Origin of the sequence: Streptomyces sp. NPDC046915, assembly GCF_040644935.1 — a bacterium.
In the GTDB taxonomy this organism is placed as follows: Bacteria; Actinomycetota; Actinomycetes; order Streptomycetales; family Streptomycetaceae; genus Streptomyces.
In genome coordinates this window covers 87,894-114,425 of sequence record NZ_JBEYXB010000009.1, presented here as the reverse complement: position 1 = coordinate 114,425, position 26,532 = coordinate 87,894, and the positions used below count along the sequence as shown (strand labels likewise).

The window sequence follows — 26,532 nt, the reverse complement described above, 5'->3', positions numbered from 1 at the left end:
CCCGATCAATGAGGCCCCCATGGACATGCGTTACACCCCCGAACAGGCCGACCTGAAGCGTCGCGCCGCCGACTACGCCCGGCTGCTGATGCGGTACGAGGACCAGTCCGAGCAGGCCGGCGGACCCCTGCCCCAGCACCTCGTCACCGAACTGACCCGGGCCGCCATGGACGCCGGCGTCTACGCCATCAACATGCCCGCCGAGTGGGGCGGAGCCGGCCTGAGCCTCCTCGACCAGGTCATCGTCGAGGAGGAGTTCGGCAAGGCCACCAACTGCCTCTGGGACATCCCCTGGCGGCCCGCCAACGTCCTGGCCCACGGCGACGAACGGCAGCGTGAGAAGTACCTGCTGCCCGTGATCCGGGGCGAGAAGTTCGACGCGTTCGCCGTCACCGAGCCCGGCGCCGGCTCCGACCCGTCCTCCGGCACCTCCACGGCCACACGCACCGACGGCGGCTGGCTGCTGAGCGGGGAGAAGTGGTTCGTCACCTGCGGCGACATCGCCGACTTCCTGCTGGTGCAGGCCGACGCCGGGCCCGAGCGGCTGCCCACGCTGTTCTTCGTGGACAAGGCCGCACCCGGCGTCGAGATGACACGGGTCCCGCGCTTCATGCACTCCGCGGTCAACGGGCATCCCGAGTTCACCTTCACCGACGTCTTCGTGGCCGACGAGGACGTGCTCGGCGGCGTCGGCAACGGCTACGAGCTGACCAAGGAATGGTTCACCGACGAACGCCTGATGATCGCGGCACGCACCGTCGGCGCGGCCGAACGCGCGCTGCGACTGGCCCGTGACTGGGCCGTGGAGCGCGAGCAGTTCGGGGCGCCGATCGCCTCGTACCAGCTGATCCAGGGGATGCTCGCCGACTGCGCCGTCGACATCGCCGTCAACCGGGCCTACACCCACCAGGTCGCCTGGGAGGCCGACCAGCCGCACACCGACCGCAAGACCCTGCACGCCAAGGCCTCCACCGCCAAGCTCGCCGCGAGCGAGGCCGCCGGCCGGGTCGCCGACCGCTGCCTCCAGATCTTCGGCGGCCGCGGCTACGACCGCACCTACCCCGTCGAGCGCATGTACCGCGAACTGCGCGTGGACCGGATCTGGGAAGGCACCTCCGAGATCCAGCGCCTCATCATCGCCAACGAGCTGATCAAGCGCGGCACCCGCGCCCTCGCCCTGCCCACGCACTGAACCCCCCGTCACCACCCGCCCCGACATCGAGGACATCCATGGACTTCCGCCTCACCCCGCGCCAGGCACAGCTCAAGGCCGACGCCCGCGCCCTCACCGACTTCATCGCCGCCTACGAAACGCAGTGCGAGGAGAACAACGGCCTGCCCGCCGAGGTCCACGGCAAGATCCGCGACGCGGTGCTCGACTCCGGCCTCCAGGCGGTCAACATGCCGGCCGAATGGGGCGGCGCCGGACTCACCATCGCCGAGCAGGCCACCGTGCAGGAGGAACTCGGACGGCTCACCGGCGCCCTGTGGGACATGGTGTGGCGACCCGCCAACGCCCTCAGGTTCTGCACCCCCGAGCAGCGCGAGCGCTTCCTGATCCCGGTGATCAAGGGCGAGCGGCGGGACTGCTACGCGGTCACCGAGCGCGGCGCGGGTTCGGACCCGCAGAACCTGGCCACCACCGCCACGAAGAACGACCACGGCTGGGTGCTGAGCGGCGAGAAGTGGTTCGTGACCGTCGGCGACCACGCCGACTTCATGATCGTGCTGGCCGCGGCGGGACCGGAACGCGCCCCCACCCTGTTCCTCGTCGACAAGGACACACCCGGCATCGAGATGACGCGCGTACCGCGCTTCATGCACACCTTCGTCTACGAGCACCCCGAGTTCACCTTCACCGACGTCCAGGTCGGCGAGGACGCCGTGCTCGGCGCCATCGGCGAGGGGTACGACATCACCCGCTCCTGGTTCACCGAGGAGCGCCTGATGATCGCGGCGCGCACGACCGGTGCCGCCGAACGGGCCCTGGAGCTGGCCCGTGACTGGGCCGTGGAGCGCGAGCAGTTCGGGGCGCCGATCGCGTCGTACCAGCTGATCCAGGGGATGCTCGCCGACTGCGCCGTCGACATCGCGGTCAACCGGGCCTACACCCACCAGGTCGCCTGGGAGGTCGACCAGGCCTCGGCCGAGGACCGCAAGACGCTGCACGCCAAGGCGGCCATCGCCAAGCTCGCCGCGAGCGAGGCCTCGGGCCGGGTGATCGACCGGTGCCTCCAGATCCACGGCGGACGCGGCTACGACCGTGCGTACGCGGTGGAACGGCTCTACCGCGAGCTGCGCGTGGACCGCATCTGGGAGGGCACCTCCGAGATCCAGCGGCTGATCATCGCAGGCGAACTCGTCAAGCGCGGCATGGGCGTCCTGGACCTGCCCGTCGCCTGATCCGCCGGACCAGGCGGACCGGCACAGCCCGAAGAGGAAGGAAGACGGATGACCGACATCGAGCACGTGGGGATCGTCGGCTGCGGCCTGATGGGCGCCGGCATCGCCGAGGTCTGCGCCCGTGCCGACGTGCCGGTGACGGTCGTGGAACGCGACGCCGGGGCGGCCCGGGCGGGCCTGAGGCGCATCACCCGCTCGCTCGACCGGGCCGCCGCGCACGGCAGGCTCGGGGCCGAGCACCGGGAGGCCGCCGCGGCACTGATCACGGTCACCGACCAGATCGAGGCCCTGCGCGACAGCCCCCTGGTGATCGAGGCGGTGGCGGAGGAGGAACGCCTCAAGCTCGACGTCTTCACCCGCCTCGACTCCGTGATCACCGACGACCGCACCGTCATCGCGACCAACACCTCGTCCATCCCGGTCATCCGGCTCGCCACCGCGACCGCCCGGCCCGATTGCGTCGTCGGCGTGCACTTCTTCAATCCCGTACCGGTGCTGCGGCTGGTCGAACTCGTCCCGTCGCTGCTCACCTCGGCCGAGACCACGGCACGGGCCGAGGCCTTCGTGACCGGCAGGCTCGGCAAGGAGGTCGTCCGGACCCGGGACCGGGCCGGATTCGTCGTCAACGCGCTGCTCGTCCCCTACCTGCTGGCCGCCATCCGCATGGTCGAGTCGGGCAGCGCGACCGTCGAGGACATCGACCGGGGCATGGTCCTCGGCTGCGCCCACCCCCTCGGCCCGCTGGCCCTGACGGACCTGATCGGCCTGGACACCACGCGCGCCATCGCCGAATCGCTGTACGCGGAGTTCCGCGAGCCGCTGTACTCACCCCCGCCCCTGCTGTCCCGCATGGTGGAGGCGGGCCTGCTGGGACGGAAGTCGGGACGCGGCTTCCACACGTACGCACAGCCGCGCCACGAGGCGCCGGTCCCCGCGGAGCGGCCGTGAGGGAAGATGGGCACGACGTACGACCACCGAACGAGGGGAGCCGCAGGGTGTCGACCAAGGTGCGCACGGCAGACACGCGCGAGCGCATCCTGACCGCGGCGTGCGAGGTCATCGCCGAGATCGGCTTCGAGAAGATCCGGATGCGCATGGTGGCCGAGCGGGCCGGTGTGTCGACCGCGCTGCTGCACTACCACTTCGACACCCGGGAGAAGCTGTTCACGGAGGCGATGACCCACTCCTTCGCCAACACCGCCGTGGACGTCGACCGCGACGCGGAGACGGCGCCCGCGGCGGTCATCCTGGGCCGCATCATCCGCAACCTGCTGCCGACCGATCCCGTACTGCACCAGGACTGGCGGCTCTGGCAGGAACTGTGGGCCAGGGCGCTGCGTGACGAGACGACCCGCGCCTTCGCCGTGGACCTGTACGCGCAACTGCACGCCTGGGTGGCCGGCGCGGTGCGGCGGGGCATCGCCTCGGGCGAGTTCACCCCGACCGACGTGGACGACCTCAGCACCCTCGTGCTGTCCCTCAGCGACGGCTACGGCATCCGCCTGATGCTGCGCGACCCCACCGTCGACCTCGACACGGCGCTCACCTCGATCTGGCGACACGTGTCCACCGCGCTCGGCCTGCCGGGGACGATGCCGGCCGGGTGAGGTCACGGGGCCCGGGTTCGTTCGCCGACGACGGATCCCGCGCCACCGCTTCCGCGTCACCCAGCGGCAGCCCCCCCATGCGCCCGGTGGCGGAACTCTCGGCAGCCAGGCCCTCACCGAGGACTTCTTCGGTCTGATCACCGACGGTTGCAGAGACGACGACCTGTCCACGGTCCACTCCCAGGGCGTCGACACCGCGCCGGTCGTCACCGCGGCGAAGGCGTTCCTGCGAGATCCGAAGCCGTCTGGACCACACCCACGCTGCCTGGACAGGCTGCACCGGCGACGGCGACCCCGTCCATATGCGGGCCCCGCCGACGCACGCAGCACCACCCGGCACGACACGGCTGTCCTGAGGCTTTCACCCGTAAGGGTGATACGTATGTCCGGCCCGAACCACGGGGAGGAGAGCCACGTCATCGGTCACGACAGCCTGAGCCGGCGAATGGCGTCGGTTGCTTGTCCCGGGGGGAAGGGAACTGCATGTCGCGGTGGCAGGTGACGGGACCACAGTTCTTCGGTCGGGCTGACGAAATGGACCGTATGCGCGCACGCTGGGAGCGGGCCGCCGCCCGCTCCGAACCGCAGACCGTCCTGGTCGAGGGCCCCGCGGGCATCGGAAAGACGTCACTCGTACGGCATTTCGTCGGCGGTGTGGGCGCGGCCTGCAGCCTCCTCCAGGCCGGCGGTGAGGAGAGCGAGATCCACCTGCCGTACGGGGTCGTCGCGCAGTTGCTGTCCCATGCGCCGCTGCCTTGCGGATCACCGCTGAGGGAACTGGGCGGCTGCGGGCATCCCGGCGCCGTGCTGCCCGACCCCCTCTTCGTGGGCGCGTGCCTGATCGACGTCCTCGGCGACATGCAGGAGCGCACCCCGGTGCTCATGGTGATCGACGACGCCCACTGGGCCGACACTCCATCTCTGCACGCGCTGTCGTTCGCGCTGCGCCGCCTGAGCGTCGACCGCGTGCTGACGGTGATCGTCACCCGCGAGGCCGCCCACCCGCGGTTGCCTCCAGGACTGCGCCGGATCCTCGACGACGACGCCACCCTTCGGCTACCACTGGACGGCCTGGGCATAACGGAACTGAGCGCCCTCAACGCGGCGTTGGGGCCGGAGCCGCTGCCACGCGCGGCCCTGGCCCGGCTGAGGAGGCACACCCACGGCAACCCGCTGCACACCAAGGCGCTGCTCGAGCAGTATCCCGCCGACGTACTCGCGGCCGGTACCAACTCCCTGCCCGCGCCCCGCGGCTACGAGCGGCTGATCGCCGCACGGCTCCGCGAGTGCGCGCCGGACACACGGCGGCTCGTGGGCGCCGTCAGCATCATCGGCATGTCCAGTCCGCTCCATGTGGCCGCGCGGGTGGGGCCCGTACAGGAACCTCTGGAGGCGATGACGGAGGCGATCGGCCGGCAACTGCTGGAGGAGGGCCCGCCCGGTACGCTGCTACGAGCTGTCTTCCCGCACCCCCTGCTGCGTGCCGCTGTGTACCGCAGTGTGGAACCGGCCGAGCGCTCACGCATGCACACGCGTGCGGTAGCCCTTGCCGACAATGCGGGCACGGCACTGCAACACCGGGTACGCGCCGCCATCGGACCGGACGCGGGCCTGGCGCACGAACTCGCCGTCTTCGCAGCGCAGCAGGCGGACGAGGGGGCCTGGTCGGCGGCGGCCTCCGCCTCCCTGTCGGCGGCTCGGCTGTCCGTCGGAGGGGCAGAGCGCGCTCAGCACACACTGCGCACGGTGGAATGGCTGTTGCTCGCCGGAGACGTGAGCCAGGCGACGGAACTCGCCGAAGATGTCCGGCAGACGGCACCGACAGCCGAACAGCACTATGTGCTGGGCCACCTCGCCCTGGCCGCCGGTCGGCTGGACGAGGCGCGCCGGGAGCTCATCGCCTGCTGGGACACCGCCGACGTTGCGACCACGACGGAAACCCTCCGCTGTGCCGCGGAACAGTTGGCCTGGCTGGATCTCATTCAGGGAAACGCGAGAGGCATCGTCGACTGGGCCCGACGCGGGCTGGAGATGCCGCCTGGCAAGCGATCGTCCTTTCTGCGGGACTCCCTCGCGATCGGTCTGGCCCTCTCGGACGACCACGAGCAGGGCATGGCCTGCCTCGCGCACCTGCCCGACACGGGACCGCGTAAGACCCCCGAACAACTGGACGGCCTGCTCGGGCGTGGCATGCTGCGGTTGTGGAACGGCCAACTGGGCCAGGCCAGAAGTGACCTGCGTGACGCCGCAGCCTCCCACCGGCAAGGCGGACTGCCGTACGTAGCACTCGTAGCACTCGGGTTCCTCACCGACGCCGAGTACCGCGCCGGTCTGTGGGACGACGCCGTCGCTCACGGGACCCAGGCCGTGTCCCTGGCCGAGGACACCGACCAGGTGTCGATCCTTGCCGTGGTGCACGCCTGTGCGGCGTTCCCGCTGGCCGGCCGGGGCGACTTCCACATGGCACAGGTGCACGCCGCGGCCGCCGCCGAGCACGCCGGCGTCCTGGGTGATGTCAACGACATGGCGTTCGCCTTGACCGCGCTGGCCATGGTGCATGCGGCGCGCAGCGACCACGACGGCGTGATCTCCGCGCTGGACCCACTTCTCGCGAAGGACATCGCCTACCGCAGCGGTCTCGACGAGGTCACCGTCGTGCCGTGGCGTCCGCTGCTGGTCGAGGCACTGGCCCGCGCGGACCGGACGGAGGAGGCGGAAGAAGTCCTGGCGCCGTACGAGCGCCGGGCCACCGAGCGCGGCCGGTGGCTCGACCAGGCCGCGGCCGCCCGCTGCCGAGGGATCCTGGAAAGCGTCCGCGGCGACATACGGGCCGCCGAACAGGCCTTCCAGGAAGGGCTCGCCCACTGCGAGCGAGGCGAACCGTGCTGGGAGGAAGCCCTCTTGCGGCTCGCCCACGGAACCTTCCTGCGCCGCGTCAACAAGCGCGCACGAGCGGCGCCCGAACTGGAGGCCGCCCGGCGCGCCTGCCACCGATTGCGAGCCGCGCCGTACCTGGAGCGGTGTGAGGCGGAACTGGCTGCCTGCGGTCGCGTGTACGCGCGCCCGCAGGACGCCCGTCATCCGCAACTGACCGCCCAGGAGCTGACGGTGGCCACCTTCGCGGCCCAGGGCAGGACCAACCGCCAGATCGCGACGGAACTCGTCCTCAGCATCAAGACCATCGAGTACCACCTCCGAAACGTCTACACCAAGCTCGGAACCTCCAGGAGGGGCCTGAGGGACAAACTCGCCCCCGACCGTGACCGGCCACCCCAGGACTAGGGCCAACCCTGGGGCAGTTGTCGAGGCGGCGTTCCGGGATGCGTCCGTAGCGTGCCGAACACCAAAGGCAACGCCCGAACCGACCGGGCGGACCTCAACGGGAGGCATGCAGTGATCACCCACACCCGTAGGGAATCAGGCCCGCCGAGCACGCGGTGGGGCCGGGCTCGCGGCGCCCTGCGCGCGACACTTGTCTGCGTCCTGCTCATAGCGGCCGCCGGGGCCTGTTCACAGGACCTACCACCGGACCATGAAGTAACGAGCACCGCTCCGACTCCCGTTGACCCCGACTCTGGACCCGCTTCGTCACCTGGCACCCCGGACTCGCAGACGGACGCGGCCTCCACGACAGACTCGGTCATTCCGCAGGCCCTCGTCGGCACCTGGGAAAGCGACGCCCAGGGTGATGACGCCACCTTGGCCTACCGGTTCCTGCCGGACGGCCGCTACCGGTTCATGGGACTGCTGTCCTACTCCGGCCCGTCCGGAGTCGTCCAGTTCAGCCAACTCGCGGACGGGACCGCATCGGTCGACGGGAACGTGCTGTACCTGCGGCCGACCAGCGTGACCAGGACGCGCCAGGATCCCGGGGATCCGGCCGGCGACTACACCGACCAGCCGGGCGACCCGACGCCCGAGACCCGTGCCTGGGAGGTCCAGGGCGACACCCTCACACTCACCGGCGACGACGGGCTGAGCGTCACCTACCAGCGGCAGTCGACGTGAGCGGCACCAGCGTGCGGGTCAGCGTCCGCATCCGCGTGCAGCTTGTGCTGATCGCAGTGGTCGCCGCAGCGACCCTGCTGGCCACCTGGCAGTTCAGCGAGGCGTCCGGCAGCTACCAGGACGCGGTCCGGCAGGACGTCAAACGCCAGGCGGCCGTGCTGGAGGACATCAGATATGTGTACGGCGACGAGGCACCGACCGCGTTCCGGGTCGCCGTCGAGCAGGCACGCGCGGACGGGCTGCGAGCCGTGAAGGACCAGGGACGCATCGGCGCGTCCGAATACGCCCTCGCCGCACAGACCGCCTTCAGCCTGCGACGCGCCGCGGAACCCGGCAGTCTGCTCGCCACCGACAGCTACCGCCACCAGGACCTCGGCTACGACCTGCCGCGCAGGCTGGCCGACGTACAGCGACGCACGCCCGAGCTGTATGACATCGACCCCGGCGCGACACGGCGGGCCGGCGACCGTCAGGCGACCTGGGGACTGGCATGGGCCGCCGTCGCGCTCTTGGCTGTCCTGGTGGCCGTGGCCGCGGCCAACGTCGTTCGGCCCCGCAGCTGGCGCCGCAGCCCGGTGCCCTGCGGCCCCCGCGTACTGAGAGGGGCGGAGATCATCCCTCAACCCGCCGTCGCGACCCGCAATCGCTGGGCCGCTCGGCTCCACCTCGTCGTCTTCGCCCTGCTGATCCTGTTGCCCTTGGTGCAGATCTTCGTGGCGGGCATTGAACAGCGCGCCCAGGCGGAATCGGCGCGCCGGGCGGTCCAGCTCAGTACCTCGATCTCCGCGCACGGCCAGCGCACCGCGTTCCTCACGGAAGGCCTCCGTGCCGCTCAGACCGCGGCCCTACAGGCCACAGCGCGGGAATTCGCATCCTGGGAGACCGGGATCGCCCCGCGGGACGCCCGCCACGAGCGCCTGGTGGCCGGTGCGGAGAACATGATCGCGCAACAGATACGGAAGATCGTCGACTACATGGGCCGACCGCCCACCAGCGAGGACAGCGTTGACCCGGCGGCGGTCACGGCCCTGAACAAGCCGCCGGAGCGGTTGTCGGACGCGCAGGCACAACAGGTACACCAGGTGGAACTGGCGCAACAGGCCAGTCGACGGGGACTTCTCCTGACGGGTGCCACAGCTGTCGCCGTAGTGGCCGAAGCCCTCGCCGCCACAGCCCTCACGGTGAGGCGCCGCACATGGTGGGCGTGGCTCATCGGCACGTCCGGGGTGACGCTGCTCCTGATGGGTCTTGCCCTGATCTGACCCGGTGACGTACGAATGCGCGGTGTGCAGGCCGAGCGCGCGGGCCCGGCCGGCCGGCGTCAGGCCGGCCGGTCCGCTGTCGGAAGCGGTGGTGTGGCTGGATACGCCGCGTGATCACTCGTCCGGCGGAGGGTACAGCCACCGCCGTAGCAGACGGCTCAGCCGCGGCATCACCAGGTACGTCAGCGTCGGCAGCAGCACCACCGGGAACACGGCGGCCCGCAGCGGCAGGGGCCAGGCACCCGTGAGGGGCGTCACCAGCGCCTGGATCAGCAGCGTGAACGGATAGGCGCCGAGGAACGTGGTGAGCACCATCTTCCAGCGAGGCGGGGACTGCACGGTGGTGCCGGGCAAGCTGAACCAGGTCTCCATCCCGGTCGTCGACTGCCGCTCGCCGCCGATCTCCGTGGCGACCCCCTTGATCCGCGCGTGCCATGCCGCCCGTTCGTCCGACTCCAGCCACGCGGTGAGCCGCTGCGCATCGGACCAGCGCAGGACCGTGTGGAAGCGGTGCCCCTCCTCGGGGCGCAGCCACGAGACGCCCTCGTTGCCCGGGAACTGTCTGGCGCAGTGGGCGATCCCGTGCGTCCAGTCCTCGAACTCCTGCTCCCGGCCGGGGCGCACCTCCCAGGTGAGGACCGTGGTGACCGGCTCGCCCCGTACTTCGGTGGTGCTCATGCTCATCAGGTGTGCCACGTACGGCGCGAGTCATGCGCGACCGCCGTCATGCGGCGGACCCGGCGGTGGCGGCGTCTTCCCGTCGAGCCGGGCGCGTGCCCTTACGTGTGGCCCCGGCGCGGGTACCTGTACGGGACCAGACACGAAAGGGGCATGACGATGCAGATCGACCTGAAAGGCCGCACGGCACTGGTCACCGGCTCCACACAGGGCATCGGCGCGGCGATCGCCGCCGGTCTGGCGCGTGCCGGGGCCCGGGTGGGCGTCAACGGCCGCGCTCCGCAGCGCGTGGACGAGAGCGTCGGCCGACTGGCACGTGAGGTGCCCGGGGCCGACTTCGTCCCGGTCGCGGCGGACGTGACGAGCGAAGAGGGCGCCCGCCAGGCCGCCGAGGCACTGCCGGAGGTGGACATCCTCGTCAACAATCTGGGGATCTTCGGCGCCCAGGACCCCCTGCAGATCACCGACGAGGAGTGGCGGCGCTACTTCGAGGTGAACGTACTGGCCGCCGTACGGCTCACCCGTCTGTACCTGCCGGGCATGACCGAACGGGGCTGGGGGCGCATCCAGTACATCGCCAGCGACTCGGCGGTCGTCATCCCCGCAGAGATGATCCACTACGGCATGTCGAAGACCGCGCTGCTCGCGGTGAGCCGGGGTTTCGCCAAGCAGGCGGCCGGCACCGGCGTCACGGTGAACTCCGTGATCGCCGGCCCCACCCACACCGGAGGCGTCGAGGACTTCGTCTACGAACTCGTCGACCGCGACCTGCCCTGGGACGAAGCCCAGCGAGCCTTCATGCGCGAGCACCGGCCGCAGTCGCTGCTCCAGCGCCTGATCGAGCCGGAGGAGATCGCCAACATGGTGGTCTACCTCAGCTCCGACCAGGCGTCCGCCACCACCGGCGGCGCACTTCGGGTGGACGGCGGATACGTCGACTCCGTCCTGCCGTAGCCACTTTCCCTACGGATTTCCCTACGAAGGATGATGGTCATGACTTCTGTTGATCTGGCCGGACGTGTGGCGCTGGTGACAGGAGCCACCAGCGGTATCGGCGCCGCGACCGCGGCGCTGCTCGCCGAGCGGGGCGCGCACGTCCTGGTCGCGGGCCGCGACGCCGCCCGCGGTGCGCACGTCGTCGCGGCCATCCGGACCCGCGGCGGCAAGGCTGACTTCGTCGCCGCCGATCTGCGCACGGCGGACTCCGTACGGCAGCTGGCGCGAGAGGCCACCGGGCTGGGTGGCGGTCATGTGGACATCCTCGTCAACAACGCGGGCATCTACCCGCTCGGCCCTACCGAGCGGGCGTCGCGGAGCGACGTGGACACCGTCTACGACGTCAACGTGAAGGCCCCGTTCTACCTGGTCGCGGAGCTGGCTCCGGAGATGGCCGAGCGCGGCCGAGGGGCGATCGTGAACGTCAGCACCCAGGCCGCCCAGAAGGGGATGGCCGGGGCGGCCCTGTACGGATCGAGCAAGGCGGCCCTGGACCAGCTCACCCGGTCGTGGGTCGCCGAGTACGGTCCGCGCGGGGTGCGCGTCAACACCGTCTCCCCGGGGCCGACCCGGACCCAGGGCACCGCCGCCATGGGCGACGACCTCGATGCCCTGGCCGCGGAGGCCCCGGCCGGCAGACCCGCCGAGCCGGAGGAGATCGCCGAGGCCATCGCCTACCTGGCCGGCGACTCGGCGAGCTTCGTCCAGGGCGCGCTCCTGGCCGTCGACGGCGGACGCACGGCCATCTGACCCCTGCCCCCGAAGCTCCCGTATCCGGTTACCGGCCGACGGGGCCGAGGACTCCTGTCACGAGCCGACGGGCGTATGCGGCATCGAGTCCGTCCGGGCGGAAGAGAATGCGGTACATCAGGGGAGCGACGACGCCGTCCATGACCGTCTCGACGTCGGGTGCTCTCTCCCCGCGTTCGGCCGCGCGGGCGAGGATGACGTCGACCTGTTCGGCGGCGTAGGCGGAGCACTGGCCGGCGTTGCTGCCGTCCGGGTCGCCGAGGAGGGCGTCGCGGATGTAGGACCGGCCGGTGGGGGAGGCCATCTCGTCGAGGAACTGCTCGGCCCAGGCCGCCAGGTCGGACGGCAGGGCGCCATGGTCCCCGGGCGCGGTCTCGGGCCGCAGACGCTCGACCGCCACGTCCGACAACAGCTCTTGCAGGTCCCCCCAGCGGCGGTAGATCGTCGACGGCGTCACCCCCGCGCGTTGGGCGACCATCGGTACCGTCAGGGCGTCCCGGCCCACCTCCGAGGCGAGTTCGCGCACCGCCGCGTGCACCGATGCCTGGACCCGGGCGCTGCGCCCACCGGGACGCACCATCTGCCTGCTCATAAAGCCCAGCTTAAAGCAAAATCATTGCGTCTAGCGATCTCGTGCGGCGTGCGCGAGTTCGCGGGCGGGCTGGGGCTGCTCGCCGTGGCCGACCGGTACGGACAGGGGCGGCACTCCGGTGATCGTCTCCTGGCCGGCCTCGACGGCGGTCGCCGGGGTGGCGATCGCGTCGGCCTCCCGCGGTATCCGGGCCCATGATGGTCCCCGGCGGGCCGTGGCGCGGGCGAACTCGTGGGCGTGGGTCTTGCCGACTTCAAAAGCTAATTACTTGCCTTAAGGTGCCGTAGAACCTACGGTGACTTAAGGCAAATCTGTAGCGTTTAGTGCGCTTCGGCCTGACAAGCTCGAAGGGAAACTGATCGTGAGCACTCCACTGGCCACCGACCCGACGGCCCCCTCCTGGACCGTGGGCGACGTCGTCGTCCACCGCATCGACGAGGTCCTCCTGCCGCCCGCCACCGGACCGTGGCTGCTCCCCGACGCCACCCCGGAAGTCGTCACCGGCCAGGACTGGCTGCGGCCCCACTTCGCCGACGACGAGGGCATCCTGCACCTCCACAGCCACAGCTTCGCGTTCGCCCTCGGTGGCCTGCGCGTCCTGGTGGACACCGGCATCGGCAACGGCAAGGAGCGGGCCAACCCCGCCTGGCACAAGCTGAACACCGACTACCTCCAGCGCCTCACCGCCGCCGGATTCCCCCCGGACATGATCGACCTGGTGATCCTCACCCACCTGCACGCCGACCATGTCGGCTGGAACACCCGGGAGGTGAACGGTGAGTGGGTGCCCACCTTCCCCAACGCCCGCCATCTGACCTCACGCACCGAGAGGGAGTTCTGGGCCGGGTACGACATGGAGGAGGCGCGCAGGCAGATGTTCCGCGACTCCGTGATCCCGGTCGAGCAGGCGGGACTGCTCGACCTCGTCGACGTACCCGCCGAGGGCGTCGATGTCGTGCCGGGTCTGCGCCTGCTCCCCACCCCCGGCCATACTCCCGGCCACATCGCCGTCGAACTGGCCGACCGCGGACAGGCGGCGCTGATCACCGGCGACTGCATCCACCACCCCGTCCAGCTCGCTCACCCCTCCATCGGCGCCTGCGTCGACATCGACCCCGAACGGTCCGAGGCCTCGCGCCGCCACCTGCTCGACTCACTGGCCGACACGGACACCCTCGTCCTGGGCACCCACTTCGCACCGCCCACCGCCGGCCGCGTCATCACCCACGAGGGCGCCTACCGCCTCTCACCCGTCCCCGCCGACTCGCACTGACCCGAGGAATCCGTGCTGGGCGACAGAGGCGAAGGCCTTGTGGTGGACGGGCACAGGGTGATCCGGTCGTCGGTCGGCAGTGAGGGCAGGAGCAGCAGCAACGCGCAGAGTCTCACCCCCTCTCGTTGGGCCGATCGCGAGGCGTGCTTCATCGCCGTGCGGGTCCCATTAATCCCATTAGGATTCTTTTTGTGATCAGATCGGGACGGCTCCGGCGTCGCCGCCCTCCGTACGGCGGCCGACGGGAAGTCGTACTGCTGTCACCGGTGGTCCTCACCGTCCTCATCACCGGCCTGGCGTTCGCCACTCCCAGAGAGATCGCCTTCAGCCGCCTCCTGCCCGCGGCCCCCGCCCTCGCCGCCGCGATGTGGTCCGTCATCCCCACGATCATGCTGGGGGCGCTCTGCCTGGTGGTCATGATCGGGCTCAGCTTCGTGTACTCCGATCTGGGGACGCCGTACACGGCCGCCGCCATCATCGCGGTCACTCTGGCGGCGGCCTACGCCAGCCATCTGCGACTCCAGCGGGAGGAGATGCTCTTCCAGGTCCGGCTCGTCGCCGACGCGGCCCAGAAGGTGCTGCTCCGCCCGCTGCCGCGCCGCATCCAGGACGTCGAGATCGAATCGCTGTACCTGGCGGCCCAGGAGCAGGCCCGGATCGGTGGCGACTTCTACGAGGCGGCCGACACGCCGTACGGGGTACGGCTGCTCATCGGTGACGTGCGCGGCAAGGGACTTCCTGCGGTGGGAGCGGCCTCGGCGGTGATCAACTGCTTCCGGGAGAACGCGTACGACCAGCCCGATCTGAGGGGCGTGATCCATCGCCTGGAGACCAGTATGGCGCGCTTCAGCCTCGCGTCCCTCGCCACGGATCAGCTGGAGCACTTCGCGACCGCGCTGATCGTGGAGATCCCGTACGGCGGCGGGCAGGTCAGAATCCTCAACTGCGGGCACCCACCGCCACTGCTCGTGGAGCGCGGGGAGGTCCGCGTCCTCGAGTCCGCCGTGCCCTCGCCGCCCCTCAACCTGGGGACGCTCCTCGGAGACCAGTACACCGTCGACTACGTCACCTTCGGCGCGGGTGACCAGATGCTGCTCTACACCGACGGTGTGACGGAGACCCGGGACCGCGAGGGCACGTTCTTCCCGCTGCCGGACTGGATGCGGCAGCTCGGTCCGGCGCCGCCCCGTGAGCTGCTGGACAGGCTTCACCGGGACCTGCTCCGGTACAGCGGCGGAAGGCTCGAGGACGACATCGCGGCGCTCGCCGTCCGCTGCCGGGACTCGCCGGGTGAGGAGCGCTTCACGAAGTCGGTCGGCAAGCGCTGCGAATGACTTCGGTGCCAGGTCCGTCAGTGGCAGGCGTAGGTGAGGCGGACGGTCGCCGTGCGGGTGGCGGGGGAGAGGACGTGCAGCGTGGCCGTGGCGGGAAAGCGGCCTCGGCCCTGGAACGTCCACCGAAGATTCAGCCGTGCGAGCCGCTGTCCTGGGCTGACGGTGGCGTGCAGCAGACCGGAGGACGTGCCGTCGTTGCGTTCCCAGCGGTAGGCCAGCGTGCCCTTGCGCCCGTTGGTGCGCACGACACCGGCGATGTCCGCGGTCCGGCCGCACCCCAGCGCCCGGTCGGCGGAGCTGACGGTGACCCGGTCCACGGCCAGGTCCGGGGCCGTGTGCTCCTGCCACCAGAGAAACAGCAGCACGGCGCTCACGATGAGCGCGGGCAGGGCATGCCGGCGCAGCCGTCGGCCCCGTGGCGGGTGCGCGGCGGGCGCCGCGAGGGCGGACGGGGCCGGGCGCGGGCGATGGGCCAGAGCGGCGGTCACCCCGGGGCCGAAGCGCAGCACGGTCGGGTCGAGGCCGTCCGGCCGTGCGGGCGTCCCTGGTACGTCCACGAGCGTGGCCGCGGCGAGGGTCTCGGGCCCTTGGATCCAGTGGCTGCCCAGTACGGTCGCGCTGTAGTCGTCGCTGTCCTCGCCCCGGGAGGGGGACGGGTGCTCTTCGGGAGTGGTCATCGGATCTCGCACCGCCGGGTCAGGAGTTGCTGTGACGCGCCGCCGTCGGCGGCGGTGGGAGCGGTCGTGGCCTGCACGGTCCAGTAGCAGCCGGTGCCCTGGAAGGTGTGGTCGACGGTGAGCGTGTACTGCGTGGCGCCGCTGCGCTGGTACGACGTGGGCCGACCGTCCTGCGCGCCGGGCTGTCCGCCGGTGTCGCCCGAGAACCAGCCGACGGTGATGGTGAGGGGGCCGGTGCCGTCCGTGGTGACGGTGATGGTGGCCGTCGCCGTCGCCGGGCCCGTCTGCCGGAACTCGGACAGGGTGACGTCCTTGACCCCGGGTGCGGTCGGCGCGGAGGTGCTGGGCGTGGCGGTGGGGGAGTCCGATGGGGTGCTGGTCGTGGTCGTCGGACCGGTGCTCACCGTGGGCCCGGGGGAGTCCGCCGGGGTGGTACCGAGGGCCGTGGGCGACGCCGTGGCTCCGGTGCCCGAGGCGGAAGGGAAGGCGCCGGGCGTCGCGGAGTCCGTCGCGGTCGGGGGCGTGGCCGTGCCCGGCGGGTGCGGGCTCACGCCGGAGACCGCGGCGGCGCTCGAGGTGGCCAGGACCTGCGCCGCCTGCCCGGCGTCCGCCGCGGAGCCCTGGCCGATGCCCTGGGAGAGCAGGACCGCCGCCAGCAGGGCAGCCCCGGCCACGACGATCCCGGGCCACGAGGGCCGCCACTCGTGGAGTCGGCCCGTCCCCGGCGCCCGGCTGAGCACCGTACGGGCCGAGTCGGTGGCCGCGGAGGGCGGTTGGGGTACGGAGGGGCGAAGCAGCAGGGCGACGAGTGCGGCGAGCAGGCCGCGCCCGCGCTCCTCCCAGTCGTCCCCGTAGCCGGTGACGGCGCTCTGTTCGAGGTCGGCGACGAACGCCCTCGCGTCCGTGGGGCGGTCCGCCGCCGCCTTGGCCAGCCCCCGGCGGACCAGCGAACGCACCGCCTCGGGTACGTCCTCGACCGGGACGGGCCCCTCCACATGCTGCAACGCCAGCTCGGCCAGGCTGTCCCCCGTGTAGGGCTTGCGGCCCGTCAGACACTCGAAGAACGTGGCGGTGGCCGCGTACACGTCGCCGGCGAAAGAGGCGGGGGCCCCGGTCCACTGCTCCGGAGCCATGTAGGCGGGGGTGCCGGCGATGCCGGCGCTCACGCCGGCGTCCACCGCGATGCCGAAGTCGACGAGCTTGGACACTCCGTCCGGAGTGACCAGGACGTTCTCCGGCTTGTAGTCCCGGTGGACCACACCGACCCCGTGCGCGTCGGCCAGACCGAGCAGCGACCCCTTGAGCACGGTCAGCGCGGCCTCGGGGGCCAGGGGTCCCTGCCTGGCAAGCAGCGTCCGCAGAGAGACCCCGTCCACGAGTTCCATGACGATGGCGGCGCCCTCCGTCGCCTCGACGTACTCGTAGAGACAGGTGACGTACGGGCTCTCCAGCCCGCCGAGCAACTGCGCCTCGGCGCGGAACCCGTGCACGAAGCCCGGCCGGGTCCGCAGCGACTCGCTCAGGTACTTCACGGCGACCGGTACACCGGTCTCCTCGTGCACGGCGCAGACCACGCGCCCACTGGCTCCGGAGCCGAGTTCGAGCGACTCGGAGTACCCCGGTACCGCCCAAGCGTTCATCGCCATCCCCCCAGGGACCGTGGCACCCCCGCGGTTCCTGGGCGTCCCAGGAGCATCCGGCCACGCGCACAAAGACACGATTCCGGCCACTCTGGTTCCAGCCATCGGCTCCGGTTGCGCTGTCCGGTGCCGACGATCGCCTCTGTGGGCCTCAGTTGCCCGTCGCGCAGCAGTCGTCCGTGTCGGCGGCGTTCGACACGGCTTCCAGGCGGCAGAAGCAGGACGCCTCGACCGGTACGTCCGCCACGGCGGCGGCGATCTTGAGCTGCTGGGCCACGAGATGCGCCTCGCCGGTCTTTCCCAGGCGGAGGAGACATTCGTGGAGCCCGTGCAGGGACCAGACGTTCCCGGGGTGCTGCAACGGGCGGGCAAGCGTGTCGTCGAGTCCCAGATCGGCCCGGTAGACCGCTTCGGCCTCCGCGACGCGCCCCTGCTCCAGGAGCAGGGCTCCATAGGCGTGCCGGGTCGGCTGCATCCACCCCCACGGCTCGTCGTAGGGAAGGTTGTCGTCCAGCTCGATCGACCGCTCCAGCGCCGCGAAGGCGGCGTCGTGGTCACCCTTGCGGTACTCGAGTTCACCGTCGAGCATCGCCGACGCGACGGCGAGGATGTCGGTGCAGGTGTTGTTGAACAGCATGCGGGTCCCCTGGACCCGGGTGACCGCCGCACGGAACAGTCCGCGTTCGGTCTCGGCCTCGGCGATCCGGCCGGTCGCCGAAAGGGCGACGCCGCGCGCGTAGTGCAGCATGGCCGTGGTCACGCTGTAGAGCTCAGGGTCGGCGGGCATGGGCGTGCGCAGGATGTCGGCCCAGCGGCCGAAGCGGATCAGCGCGTGGACCCGCATCGCGAGGAAGCCCTCCAGCCAGTCGGCCATGGGCGGGCTCTGCACGCGCAGCAGTTCCTCCGGGACGGACGCCTCGAGCTGGGCGACGGTCTCCAGGGCTGTGCGGGCCTGCCCGAGGAACATCGCCCCGTAGATCTTGAAGTGGTAGTTGTGCGACCGGTACAGGGTGTAGAAGTTCATCGCCCCGGCCCGCGCATGGAACTTCTCGTCGGCGACGATGGCCGCGCTGTTGTCCGCCACCACGCGACGGTAGTCGCCGCAGAGCACCTCCAGGTGCGAGGGCATGTGCTGAAGGTGCCCGGCGTCCGGCACCAGGCCGCGCAGCCGGTCGGCGACGCGCAGTGCAGCCTCGGGCGTCGGGGACATCTCCATCAGATGCACGTACAGGTGCAGGAGGCCCGGGTGCGCCGCGCCACCGTCCATGGCGAGCGCACGGTCGAGGACGGCCTTGGCCTCGCGTGTGCGGGCGCCTTTCGCGGGCTCGCCGGTGCGCAGGTCCCACAGTTGCCAGGGCGTGAGGTTCATCAGCGCGTCGGCGTAGAGGGTGGCGACGTCCAGGTCGTCCGGGGCGAGCTCGTGGACGGCACGCATCCTGTCCGCGTACGGCGCGTTCCACACCGAGCAGTCCTCGACCGCCCGCGCCTTCGGGTAGCGGGCGCGCAGCGCGTCGATCAGGGCACGTTCGACGGCCGTGGCGGCGGCCGCCTTCTCCTGGGCCAGCTCGACGGCGGCGTGGGTGCGCTCGACGGTCCGCGCGAGATCCTGCTCGTCGAAGAAGTCCCACGGCTTGTTGTAGTTGGGGCCGAGCGCGTATGCGATGCCCCAGTACGCCATGGCGCAGTCGGGGTCTGCCGCGACGGCGGCCTCGTAGCAGGAGACGGCCTCCTCGTGGTTGAACGCGTACGTCCACACAAGTCCGCGGTCGAACCACGTCTGGGCCTCGGGGGACGAGGTCGTCACCGGACGCCCATGGGTGCCGAGGTCGTAGTACTCCATGGTGCCTCCCGGTTCCACGACCGCTCGGGTCCCCTGAGCGGCAGCCTAGCCGTGACCTCACGGGTGTGGGCATCCCCCGATCAGGGCTCATGGCCCCCGCTCAGCGGGTCGCCAGCAGGCTGTACAGCAGCGGGATCCGGGGCTCGGGCAGTCGCCACCAGCCGGACGGCGTACGGACCATCTGCGGCCAGCGCGGCCAGGGCAGTTCGTCGCACTCGCGCAGTCGCCGTACGGTCATCCCCGCTTCCGTCGCCGCGTTGACGACCTCGTCGATTCCGTGCATCCACTCGTAGCTGTCCGTCGCGCCCTCGACCGCCGGGCCGTCGGTGTACGTGTACGTCGCATCGCGGTGAACCGGTCCACGGCCGCCGAGATAGTCGTGGCGCAGCAGCAGCTCGGGACCCTCACCCGGAGCGGGCTTCGGGCCGAGGGCGTTGAGCAGCGGGTGGAATTCGACGACGTACAGCCGGCCGCCGGGACGCAGCAGGCGGCTCACGGTCCGCGCCCACCGCGGAAGATCGGGGAGGTAGCACAGGGCTCCCTTGCCGGTGTAGACGACGTCGAAACGCCGCTGGCCGAGGGCTTCGACGGCGTCGTACACATTCGCCCGTACATAGCTCACGTCGAGTCCCGCCCGGTCCGCGACGTCGCGGGCCGCCGCCACGGACGCGGCGGAGAAGTCGAGGCCCACGGCCCGCGCCCCGCGCTGGGCGAAAGCGATCGTCTCGGTGCCGAGATGACACTGGAGGTGCAGTACGTCGCGTCCGCCGAGGTCCCCGAGGTCGTCCCATTCGAAGGGGGCGAACCAGCGCGCGGGGTCGGGGGCCTGATCGAGCCCGTAGAACCGGCTGGCCACGTGCACCGGTGTGCGCGCGTCCCAGTTCTCCTGGTTGGTCCGCATCAGCCGCTCGTGCTCATCGATGCTCATGGACACCCATCCAAGCGTGAACAGGCGGTGGGCGACAGACCGCAGGCGTTCGTGTCGCGACCAAATTCCTATAGGATTCTAGCTCCAATCCCTGGTTTGCGTCTGGTGTCCGCAAGGGATTGACTGCAAGCGCCCCGTGGCTGAGCATCGCCCTACCCGATTTCCTATTTGATTCTGGGGAGTGGTGGAGATGCGTCCCCCGAGCCGTTCCATTCTGTCAGGAGTCGTCGCCGTCGCCGTGCTCATGGCGGGCTCGGCGGCCTGCACCATCAAGTCCTCCGGCGCGTCTTCCGGCGACCGGGCCCAGGCTCCCGCGTCCGGCAGGTCCGGCACGGGAACAGCCGACTTGACCGACGGGGCGGGCACGAAGGTGGCCCTCGTGCCCGGTGGCGCCCACCCGTATTTCCAGCCGTGGAAGGCGGCTGGGGCCGCGGCGAAGAGACAGTACGGCCTCGGCGACGTGACCTTCGACGAGACCTCCGAGTGGGACCAGCAGAAGCAGGACAACCTGGTCTCCACGCTGGCGGCTCGCGGTTACGACGCGTTCGGGATCTTCGGGGTGTCGCCCACCGACATCAACACCACCTTCGCGGACCTCAAGTCACAGGGCTTCGCCGTGGCTTCGCTCGCCTCCTGCCCGGCCGGCGGCACCGACAAGGCCGACTTCTGCCTGTCCACCGACGTGGAGGTCGCCGCCTACAAGGCGGCCAAGGCCGCGATCGGCGCAATGGGCGGCAAGGGCACGCTCGTTCACCTCACCGGCAACAACGTGGACGCCAACACACAGCTGAGTATCAGGGGTGTGGCCGAGGCGGTGAAGGAGTCCGGCGGGAAGGTGAAGCTGCTCCAGACCATCACCGACGTCGACAAGGACCTGCAGACCGCGCAGAAGGCGGTCTCCGACCTGCTCGCGGCCAAGGGCGACCGGATCCAGGGCATCGTCACCACCGCCTACAACCCCGCCGTCGCCGCCGCCGACGCGGTCGAGAGCTCCGGGTTTAAGGCCAAGGTCGTGGCCATCGACGACGACGCCAAGATCCTCGGTGCCATCAAGGACGGCTCGGTCGCCGCCACCGTGGTGCAGAATCCGGTGGGGCAGGCCGAGGTGGGGACCTGGGCGCTGGCACTGCTGGAGACGAAGCAGTGCGCCATGCGCCAACCGGGCCGGACCATCGACTCCGGTTCGTTCGTGGTCACCAAGGCGAACGCCGGCACCTACGACTCGGCCAGGAAGGCGAAGACCGAGCAGCTCAAGAAGCAGTTCGCGGACACGTACCTGGTCTGCAAGTGACCGCCGACGGCACTTCGGAAAGCGGGCCCCGCACGATGACCATCATCACGACCACCACGGCGCTGCTCGCCGACATCGCGGTGGAGAAGGACCGCACGGACGCGGTGCAGGCCTTCGTCAAGCAGGAGACGATCCTCGTCGACGTCACCACCGCGGACGGCCTCCACGGAACCGGCTACGCCTACACGATCGGCACCGGCGGGTCCTCCGTCCTGGCGCTGCTCCGGGAGCACCTGCTGCCTCTCCTCGTCGGAACGGATGCCCGCGACATCGAAGCGGTGTGGCAGCGGCCGTTCGCCGCGACGCGGGCCACCACCGGAGCCATCACCTCCCTCGCCCTCGCCGCCGTGGACACCGCCCTGTGGGACCTGCGGTGCAAGCGCGCCGGTGAACCGCGTCCGTGCTGGAGTCCGCACCGCTCACCGACCACACGCACGACGACATCGTGAACCTGATGGTGGGCCGTGCGCACACGGCGGCCGAGATGCGGCCGCGCACCCCGGACCGGGCGGCCGCCCCGGTCCTCGCACTCGACGGGATCTCCACCGCCGACGGCCACCAGGACGTCTCCCTCCAGGTGCGGCCCGGTGAGATCGTCGGTCTCTACGGGCTCGTCGGCGCCGGACGCAGCGAACTGGTCAGGGCGGTTCTGGGCCTGGACCGGGTCACGGGCGGCGAGATCAGGGTGCACGGCAAGCCGGTCCGGATCACCTCCCCCCGCCAGGCGCTGCACGAGTTCGGCATCGGCTACCTGACCGAGAACCGCAAGGAAGAGGGCGTCTTCCTCGAAAAGCCCATCCACCGCAACATCACGGTCACCGTGTGGAAGAAGCTGGCCAAGGCCCTCGGGTTCGTCTCCGCTTCCGAAGAGCGGAACGTGGCGCAGGATCTGGTCGACCGTCTCGGTATCCGCGTCGCGGGGCTCGAGCAGAGCGCCGGTGAACTGTCCGGCGGCAACCAGCAGAAGGTCAGTCTGGCGAAGTGGCTCGCGGCCGACACGCGGCTGCTGATCGTCGACGAGCCGACCGTGGGCGTGGATGTCCGTACCAAACACGGCTTCCACGAGCTTCTGTGGGAGCTGGCCCGCGAAGGTCTGCCGATCCTGCTGATCAGCAGCGACCTCACCGAGATGATCACGCTGGCGGACCGTGTCCTCGTCATGGCCGACCATCGTGTGCGCGGCGAGGTCGTCAACGACCGCGACTACGAAGGGATGAGCGGCCGGATCATCCGCATCATCCACGACCGTGCGCTCTCCGCGGTGACCGCCGAGGAGGGCCCGGAATGAAGCGCGTGGCACAGGTGGTCCGGGTCCGCCCGGAACAGCTGGAGAAGTACCGCGAGTTGCACCGCGAGGTGCCCCAGCCGGTGCTGGACACCCTGCGGGACTGCCACATCAGGAACTACTCGATCCACCTGCTCGGCGATCTGCTGCTCGGCTACTTCGAGTACCACGGTGACGATCTGGCCGCGGACACGGCCCGCATGGCCGCCGACGAGGCGACACAGGCCTGGTGGCGGCTCACCGCACCCTGCCAGCAGCCGGTGGCGGAGGCGGCACCGGGGGAGTGGTGGGCCTCGATGGAAGAGGTGTTCCTCATGCCGTGAGCCCCCGAGATGCTGGCGCAGGCGGCCCGCGACCCGCTGGGCGCCGGGGTGGTCGGATGGACCGACCTGGTGCTCGATACGGCCCGGACGCTGACACTCGGGCTCAGCGTGGACGAACGGGGTGACGTCCTCGGCGGCACGGTCCTGGACGCCTACCGGCGGCCGGTGCCCTCACCTCGGTAAACTGCTCCCGTGTCCGAGGGAAGAAGCCAGTCCGCCGGTCCTGGTCGCCAGGTCCTCTCGGACAGCGTCTACGAGCAGATCAAGGCCATGGTCATGGACCATGAGATCGCCCCCGGCGCACGCGTGGGGATCGAGGCGCTGTCGCGTGCTCTCGGTGTCTCGCCCACGCCCGTCCGCGAGGCACTGGCCAGGCTCGAGTCCGACGGGCTCGTGGTGAAGAGGTCGCTCTCCGGGTACCGGGCGACCGAGTTGCTGACCCGCGAGGGCCTCGAGGAACTCTTCGAAATGCGGCTCCTGCTGGAACCGAGAGCGGCGGCTCTCGCCGCCGTCAACGCCAGCGAGGAGCAACTCGACGTCATCGAACGGCTCGTGGAGGACATGCAGACCCATCCCGGGCCGACGGGGCGGTACGCGGACTACCGCGACTTCGCCGCTCTCGACCAGCGCTTTCACGACGCGATCGCGGTGGCCTCGCAACGTGCGCTGCTCGCCGACGCGGTGGAGCGGCTCCACTCCCATCTGCATGTGTTCCGGCTCAGAAGTGCCGGGAGCGCCGACGACCCGACGCTCACGGAACACGAACGTGTCGTACGCGCGATACTGCGCCGCAATCCCGACCGTGCCGCGGAAGCCATGGCGGACCACCTCACACGCAGCCTGCAGCGCCAGCTCGGTCAGAACCCCGGGGCGGCGGTCTGAGTCCTGACCGGCGTCCAGCAGGTCCGGCGCGCGGCCGGGGTCAGTCCGCGGCCGTCGTCGGCTGCTCCGGCCCGTCCAGCTTGAACCGTCGTCGGACGTCCGGACGCGCGAGCAGCTTGCCCGGGTAGCCGGGGCCGGGGCGCGCGGTCACGTCCTCCCAGGCCAGCGGCTCCTTGCAGTGCGAGCAGACCACCTCGCCGTGGGCGTCGTGGCCGCAGGTCTCGTGGCGGGTGACCACCGGCGGCCCGGCCTCGTCCGCCAGCCACCGGTCGCCCCAGCTGGTCATGGCGAGGATGACGCCGTAGAAGTCGCGCCCCGACTCGGTCAGCAGGTACTCGTGGCGGACCGGCTGCGTCTCGTACACGCGTTTCTCGATCAGCCCCGCCTCCAGCGCCAGCTCGGTCAGAACCCCGGGGCGGCGGTCTGAGTCCTGACCGGAGTCCAGCAGGTCCGGCGCGCGGCCGGGGTCAGTCCGCGGCCGTCGTCGCCTGCTCCGACTCGTCCAGCTTGAACCGTCGTCGGACGTCCGGACGCGCGAGCAGCTTGCCCGGGTAGCCGGGGCCGGGGCGCGCGGTCACGTCCTCCCAGGCCAGCGGCTCCTTGCAGTGCGAGCAGACCACCTCGCCGTGGGCGTCGTGGCCGCAGGTCTCGTGGCGGGTGACCACCGGCGGCCCGGCCTCGTCCGCCAGCCACCGGTCGCCCCAGCTGGTCATGGCGAGGATGACGCCGTAGAAGTCGCGCCCCGACTCGGTCAGCAGGTACTCGTGGCGGACCGGCTGCGTCTCGTACACGCGTTTCTCGATCAGCCCCGCCTCCACCAGCCTGCGCAGCCGTTCGGACAGTGTGTTGCGGGCGATGCCCAGTTCCTGCTGGAACTCGTCGAACCGGCGGATCCCGTAGAACGCCTCCCGCAGCACCAGGGGGGTCCACGAGTCGCCCAGCAGATCCATGGTCCGGGCCACCGAGCAGGGCCAGTTCGCGAACGACGTACGCCTCATACGTCGATGATACGAGTCTCTCGACGAAACTCAGCAGGCAGTGGAGCCGCTCGGTCTTGCGCGAGTGAGTCTTGTTACGCAACTATGCAGGTCATCGGCGGAGGGTCGAGAGAGGGGTAAGACGTCATGGAGTGGACGGGACAGGTGTACGCGGACACCCCGACGGTGTCCGCCAAGGCCTACATCGACGTGACCCCCGAGCGGTTGTGGGGGTACGTGAGCGACATCCATCTGATGCCCGAGCTCAGCGTCGAGTTGCAGGGCGTCGAATGGCTCGACGGGGTGACCGGTCCCCGTGTGGGCAACCGGTTCCGCGGGCGCAGCGCCCATCACGCCCTGGGCGAGTGGGAGACGGTCAGCACGATCGTCGACTGCGAGGAGCCGCGCCGGTTCGCCTGGGCGGTGGGCGACCCGGACCACCCGACGAGCGTGTGGCGGTTCACGCTGCGCCCGCGGGACGCCGGCACGGTGCTGGAGCAGTGGGCCCAGCTCGGACCGGCCCCGTCCGGGCTGAGCGCCGCGATCGAGGCCATGCCCGACAAGGAGCAGAAGATCGTGTTCGTCCGGCTGCGCGAGTTCGAGACCGGCATCAAGTCCAACCTCGCCGCCATCAAGAACCTCGCCGAACGGGAGAAGTGATGCGCACCGCGACCACCATCGAGGGCTCCGGCGGAAACTGGCGCGAGACCGCCGAGTTCGTCGTGGAAGCCGAGAAGCTCGGCCTGGACATGTGCTGGGTGGCCGAGGCCTGGGGGAGCGACGCCCCCTCGCCGCTGGGCTATCTGGCGGCCCGTACCGAGACACTCCTGCTCGGCTCCGGGGTCATCCAGCTCGGCACCCGCTCCCCGGTCACCATCGCGCAGACCGCGATGACCCTCGCGCATCTCTCCGACGGCCGGTTCCGCCTCGGCCTCGGCGCCTCCGGGCCGCAGGTCATCGAAGGCCTGCACGGCGTCCCCTTCGCGCGGCCGCTGACCCGGATGCGGGAGACCGTCGAGATCATCCGCTCGGCCTTCACCGGGGAGAAGATCACCTTTCAGGGCCGCCGGCACACCATCCCCCTGCCCGGGGGCGAGGGCCGCCCGATGCGGCTCAGCCTGAAGCCGGTACAGGTGCCGATCTATCTGGCCACCCTGTCGCCGAAGATGCTCGAACTCACCGGCGAGATCGCCGACGGCTGGCTGGGCACCAGCTTCGTCCCCGAAGGCGCCGACGCCTACTTCACCCACCTCGACACCGGGCTGGCCCGAAACGGCCGTACCCGCACCGACCTCGACATCTGCCAGGGCGCCGAGATCGACATCGTGCCGGACGAAGGCCGGCTGGCCGGCGTCGTCGGCAGCCGCAAGAAGGAACTGGCGTTCTCGCTGGGCGGGATGGGCTCCGGCTCGACCAACTTCTACAACAACGCCTACAGCCGCCAGGGCTGGGCCGATGTCGCCGCCCGGGTCCGCGAACGCTGGCAGGCCGGAGACCGCGACGGCGCCACCGGCCTCATCACCGACGAGATGGTCCTGGCCACCACCCTGATCGGGACGGAGGAGATGGTCCGCACCCGGCTCGCGGACTGGCGCGCCAAGGGCGTGGACACCGTCCGCCTCTACCCGGCGGGCGACACCCTCGCGGCGCGCCTGGACAACCTCGGACACGGCATCGACCTCGTCCGCGCCCTCGACCCCAGGTAGCGGCCCGGTTCCCGGCCGTCCCCGCCCGCCGGTCCGTCGAGCCGTCTCCCCCGGAAAACGTGCGTGCGTACGGGTTCTCG

The 26,532-nt window shown here is 70.7% G+C and carries 25 protein-coding genes and 2 pseudogenes; 19 read left to right on the top strand and 8 right to left on the bottom strand.

The features are described from left to right. Nucleotides 1–19 precede the first annotated feature (19 nt). The 7 genes from ABZ915_RS23995 (at nucleotide 20) to ABZ915_RS23965 (ending at nucleotide 9,280) form a co-directional block, all read left to right on the top strand. Nucleotides 20–1,192: an acyl-CoA dehydrogenase family protein gene (locus ABZ915_RS23995; protein ID WP_361806630.1), complete on the top strand. Its 1,173-nt coding sequence runs from the start codon at nucleotides 20–22 to the stop codon at nucleotides 1,190–1,192. 38 nt (nucleotides 1,193–1,230) lie between these two features. Beyond that, complete coding sequence (locus tag ABZ915_RS23990) at nucleotides 1,231–2,403, top strand: acyl-CoA dehydrogenase family protein (protein WP_361806627.1); 1,173 nt, start codon at nucleotides 1,231–1,233, stop codon at nucleotides 2,401–2,403. Nucleotides 2,404–2,451: 48 nt separating this feature from the next. After that, complete coding sequence (locus tag ABZ915_RS23985; RefSeq protein WP_361806624.1) at nucleotides 2,452–3,351, top strand: 3-hydroxybutyryl-CoA dehydrogenase; 900 nt, start codon at nucleotides 2,452–2,454, stop codon at nucleotides 3,349–3,351. Between the two features lie 47 nt (nucleotides 3,352–3,398). Continuing rightward, nucleotides 3,399–4,010 (top strand): TetR/AcrR family transcriptional regulator, encoded by a 612-nt coding sequence (locus ABZ915_RS23980; protein WP_361806621.1) that lies wholly within the window; start codon nucleotides 3,399–3,401, stop codon nucleotides 4,008–4,010. Nucleotides 4,011–4,493: 483 nt separating this feature from the next. After that, the gene (locus ABZ915_RS23975; RefSeq protein WP_361806618.1) at nucleotides 4,494–7,292 is read left to right on the top strand and encodes an AAA family ATPase; all 2,799 of its coding nucleotides are present in this window, start codon (nucleotides 4,494–4,496) and stop codon (nucleotides 7,290–7,292) included. Between the two features lie 417 nt (nucleotides 7,293–7,709). After that, a complete protein-coding gene (locus tag ABZ915_RS23970; RefSeq protein ID WP_361806615.1) occupies nucleotides 7,710–8,018 on the top strand; it encodes a hypothetical protein in 309 nt (102 codons plus the stop codon). Then, nucleotides 8,015–9,280 carry a hypothetical protein gene (locus ABZ915_RS23965; RefSeq protein WP_361806612.1) on the top strand — a complete coding sequence of 422 codons (1,266 nt, stop codon included), beginning with the start codon at nucleotides 8,015–8,017 and terminating at the stop codon, nucleotides 9,278–9,280. Before ABZ915_RS23970 ends, ABZ915_RS23965 begins: the two co-directional genes overlap by 4 nt. A 114-nt stretch (nucleotides 9,281–9,394) precedes the next feature. Here ABZ915_RS23965 and ABZ915_RS23960 read toward each other — a convergent pair whose 3' ends face one another. Next, nucleotides 9,395–9,958: an antibiotic biosynthesis monooxygenase gene (locus tag ABZ915_RS23960; RefSeq protein ID WP_361806609.1), complete on the bottom strand. Its 564-nt coding sequence runs from the start codon at nucleotides 9,956–9,958 to the stop codon at nucleotides 9,395–9,397. Nucleotides 9,959–10,117: 159 nt separating this feature from the next. On the opposite strand from ABZ915_RS23960, the gene ABZ915_RS23955 reads away from it, so the two are divergent. Together ABZ915_RS23955 and ABZ915_RS23950 are read left to right on the top strand one after the other, a co-directional pair. After that, complete coding sequence (locus tag ABZ915_RS23955; RefSeq protein WP_361807383.1) at nucleotides 10,118–10,912, top strand: SDR family oxidoreductase; 795 nt, start codon at nucleotides 10,118–10,120, stop codon at nucleotides 10,910–10,912. 39 nt (nucleotides 10,913–10,951) lie between these two features. Next, on the top strand, nucleotides 10,952–11,704 hold the full coding sequence (locus ABZ915_RS23950) for an SDR family oxidoreductase (RefSeq protein WP_361806606.1): 753 nt from the start codon (nucleotides 10,952–10,954) through the stop codon (nucleotides 11,702–11,704). A gap of 28 nt (nucleotides 11,705–11,732) precedes the next feature. On the opposite strand, the gene ABZ915_RS23945 is transcribed toward ABZ915_RS23950, so the two are convergent. Beyond that, a complete protein-coding gene (locus ABZ915_RS23945) occupies nucleotides 11,733–12,296 on the bottom strand; it encodes a TetR/AcrR family transcriptional regulator (RefSeq protein WP_361806603.1) in 564 nt (187 codons plus the stop codon). A gap of 361 nt (nucleotides 12,297–12,657) precedes the next feature. On the opposite strand from ABZ915_RS23945, the gene ABZ915_RS23940 reads away from it, so the two are divergent. Both ABZ915_RS23940 and ABZ915_RS23935 read left to right on the top strand, forming a co-directional pair. After that, nucleotides 12,658–13,569 carry an MBL fold metallo-hydrolase gene (locus ABZ915_RS23940; RefSeq protein ID WP_361806600.1) on the top strand — a complete coding sequence of 304 codons (912 nt, stop codon included), beginning with the start codon at nucleotides 12,658–12,660 and terminating at the stop codon, nucleotides 13,567–13,569. 191 nt (nucleotides 13,570–13,760) lie between these two features. Further along, the gene (locus ABZ915_RS23935; protein WP_361806597.1) at nucleotides 13,761–14,903 is read left to right on the top strand and encodes a PP2C family protein-serine/threonine phosphatase; all 1,143 of its coding nucleotides are present in this window, start codon (nucleotides 13,761–13,763) and stop codon (nucleotides 14,901–14,903) included. Nucleotides 14,904–14,920: 17 nt separating this feature from the next. Here the strand turns inward: ABZ915_RS23935 and ABZ915_RS23930 are convergent, their stop codons facing one another. The 4 genes from ABZ915_RS23930 to ABZ915_RS23915 form a co-directional block, all read right to left on the bottom strand. Further along, a complete protein-coding gene (locus ABZ915_RS23930; RefSeq protein ID WP_361806594.1) occupies nucleotides 14,921–15,580 on the bottom strand; it encodes a hypothetical protein in 660 nt (219 codons plus the stop codon). Next, nucleotides 15,577–17,220 carry a protein kinase gene (locus ABZ915_RS23925; protein WP_361806592.1) on the bottom strand — a complete coding sequence of 548 codons (1,644 nt, stop codon included), beginning with the start codon at nucleotides 17,218–17,220 and terminating at the stop codon, nucleotides 15,577–15,579. The genes ABZ915_RS23930 and ABZ915_RS23925 overlap by 4 nt, the downstream gene beginning before the upstream one ends. Nucleotides 17,221–17,371: 151 nt before the next feature. Next, complete coding sequence (locus ABZ915_RS23920; protein ID WP_361806589.1) at nucleotides 17,372–19,060, bottom strand: hypothetical protein; 1,689 nt, start codon at nucleotides 19,058–19,060, stop codon at nucleotides 17,372–17,374. 100 nt (nucleotides 19,061–19,160) lie between these two features. Continuing rightward, on the bottom strand, nucleotides 19,161–19,988 hold the full coding sequence (locus tag ABZ915_RS23915) for a class I SAM-dependent methyltransferase (RefSeq protein WP_361806586.1): 828 nt from the start codon (nucleotides 19,986–19,988) through the stop codon (nucleotides 19,161–19,163). A 190-nt stretch (nucleotides 19,989–20,178) separates the two neighbouring features. Between ABZ915_RS23915 and ABZ915_RS23910 the strand changes: the two genes are divergently transcribed. The 6 genes and pseudogenes from ABZ915_RS23910 (at nucleotide 20,179) to ABZ915_RS23885 (ending at nucleotide 23,769) form a co-directional block, all read left to right on the top strand. After that, nucleotides 20,179–21,279 carry a substrate-binding domain-containing protein gene (locus ABZ915_RS23910; protein ID WP_361806583.1) on the top strand — a complete coding sequence of 367 codons (1,101 nt, stop codon included), beginning with the start codon at nucleotides 20,179–20,181 and terminating at the stop codon, nucleotides 21,277–21,279. Between the two features lie 35 nt (nucleotides 21,280–21,314). Beyond that, a pseudogene (locus ABZ915_RS23905) lies at nucleotides 21,315–21,671 on the top strand (mandelate racemase/muconate lactonizing enzyme family protein); the annotation flags it as partial. 5 nt (nucleotides 21,672–21,676) lie between these two features. Next, nucleotides 21,677–22,567: pseudogene (locus ABZ915_RS23900) on the top strand (ATP-binding cassette domain-containing protein); the annotation flags it as partial. Beyond that, entirely contained in the window at nucleotides 22,564–22,887 is a 324-nt protein-coding gene (locus tag ABZ915_RS23895) for an L-rhamnose mutarotase (RefSeq protein WP_361806580.1), read from the top strand. The pseudogene ABZ915_RS23900 and the gene ABZ915_RS23895, both read left to right, overlap by 4 nt. 9 nt (nucleotides 22,888–22,896) lie before the next feature. Beyond that, a complete protein-coding gene (locus tag ABZ915_RS23890; RefSeq protein ID WP_361806578.1) occupies nucleotides 22,897–23,070 on the top strand; it encodes a hypothetical protein in 174 nt (57 codons plus the stop codon). A gap of 9 nt (nucleotides 23,071–23,079) precedes the next feature. Further along, nucleotides 23,080–23,769: a GntR family transcriptional regulator gene (locus ABZ915_RS23885; RefSeq protein ID WP_361806576.1), complete on the top strand. Its 690-nt coding sequence runs from the start codon at nucleotides 23,080–23,082 to the stop codon at nucleotides 23,767–23,769. Between the two features lie 40 nt (nucleotides 23,770–23,809). Here ABZ915_RS23885 and ABZ915_RS23880 read toward each other — a convergent pair whose 3' ends face one another. Both ABZ915_RS23880 and ABZ915_RS23875 read right to left on the bottom strand, forming a co-directional pair. Then, on the bottom strand, nucleotides 23,810–24,145 hold the full coding sequence (locus ABZ915_RS23880; RefSeq protein WP_361807380.1) for a winged helix-turn-helix transcriptional regulator: 336 nt from the start codon (nucleotides 24,143–24,145) through the stop codon (nucleotides 23,810–23,812). 91 nt (nucleotides 24,146–24,236) lie between these two features. Next, nucleotides 24,237–24,767, bottom strand: coding sequence for a helix-turn-helix domain-containing protein (locus ABZ915_RS23875; protein ID WP_361806573.1), 531 nt, complete (start codon nucleotides 24,765–24,767; stop codon nucleotides 24,237–24,239). Between the two features lie 126 nt (nucleotides 24,768–24,893). Here ABZ915_RS23875 and ABZ915_RS23870 point away from each other — a divergent pair, with 126 nt between their 5' ends. Beyond that, nucleotides 24,894–25,406 carry an SRPBCC family protein gene (locus tag ABZ915_RS23870; protein WP_361806570.1) on the top strand — a complete coding sequence of 171 codons (513 nt, stop codon included), beginning with the start codon at nucleotides 24,894–24,896 and terminating at the stop codon, nucleotides 25,404–25,406. Next, nucleotides 25,406–26,452, top strand: coding sequence for an LLM class flavin-dependent oxidoreductase (locus tag ABZ915_RS23865; protein ID WP_361806567.1), 1,047 nt, complete (start codon nucleotides 25,406–25,408; stop codon nucleotides 26,450–26,452). Before ABZ915_RS23870 ends, ABZ915_RS23865 begins: the two co-directional genes overlap by 1 nt. Nucleotides 26,453–26,532 lie beyond the last annotated feature (80 nt).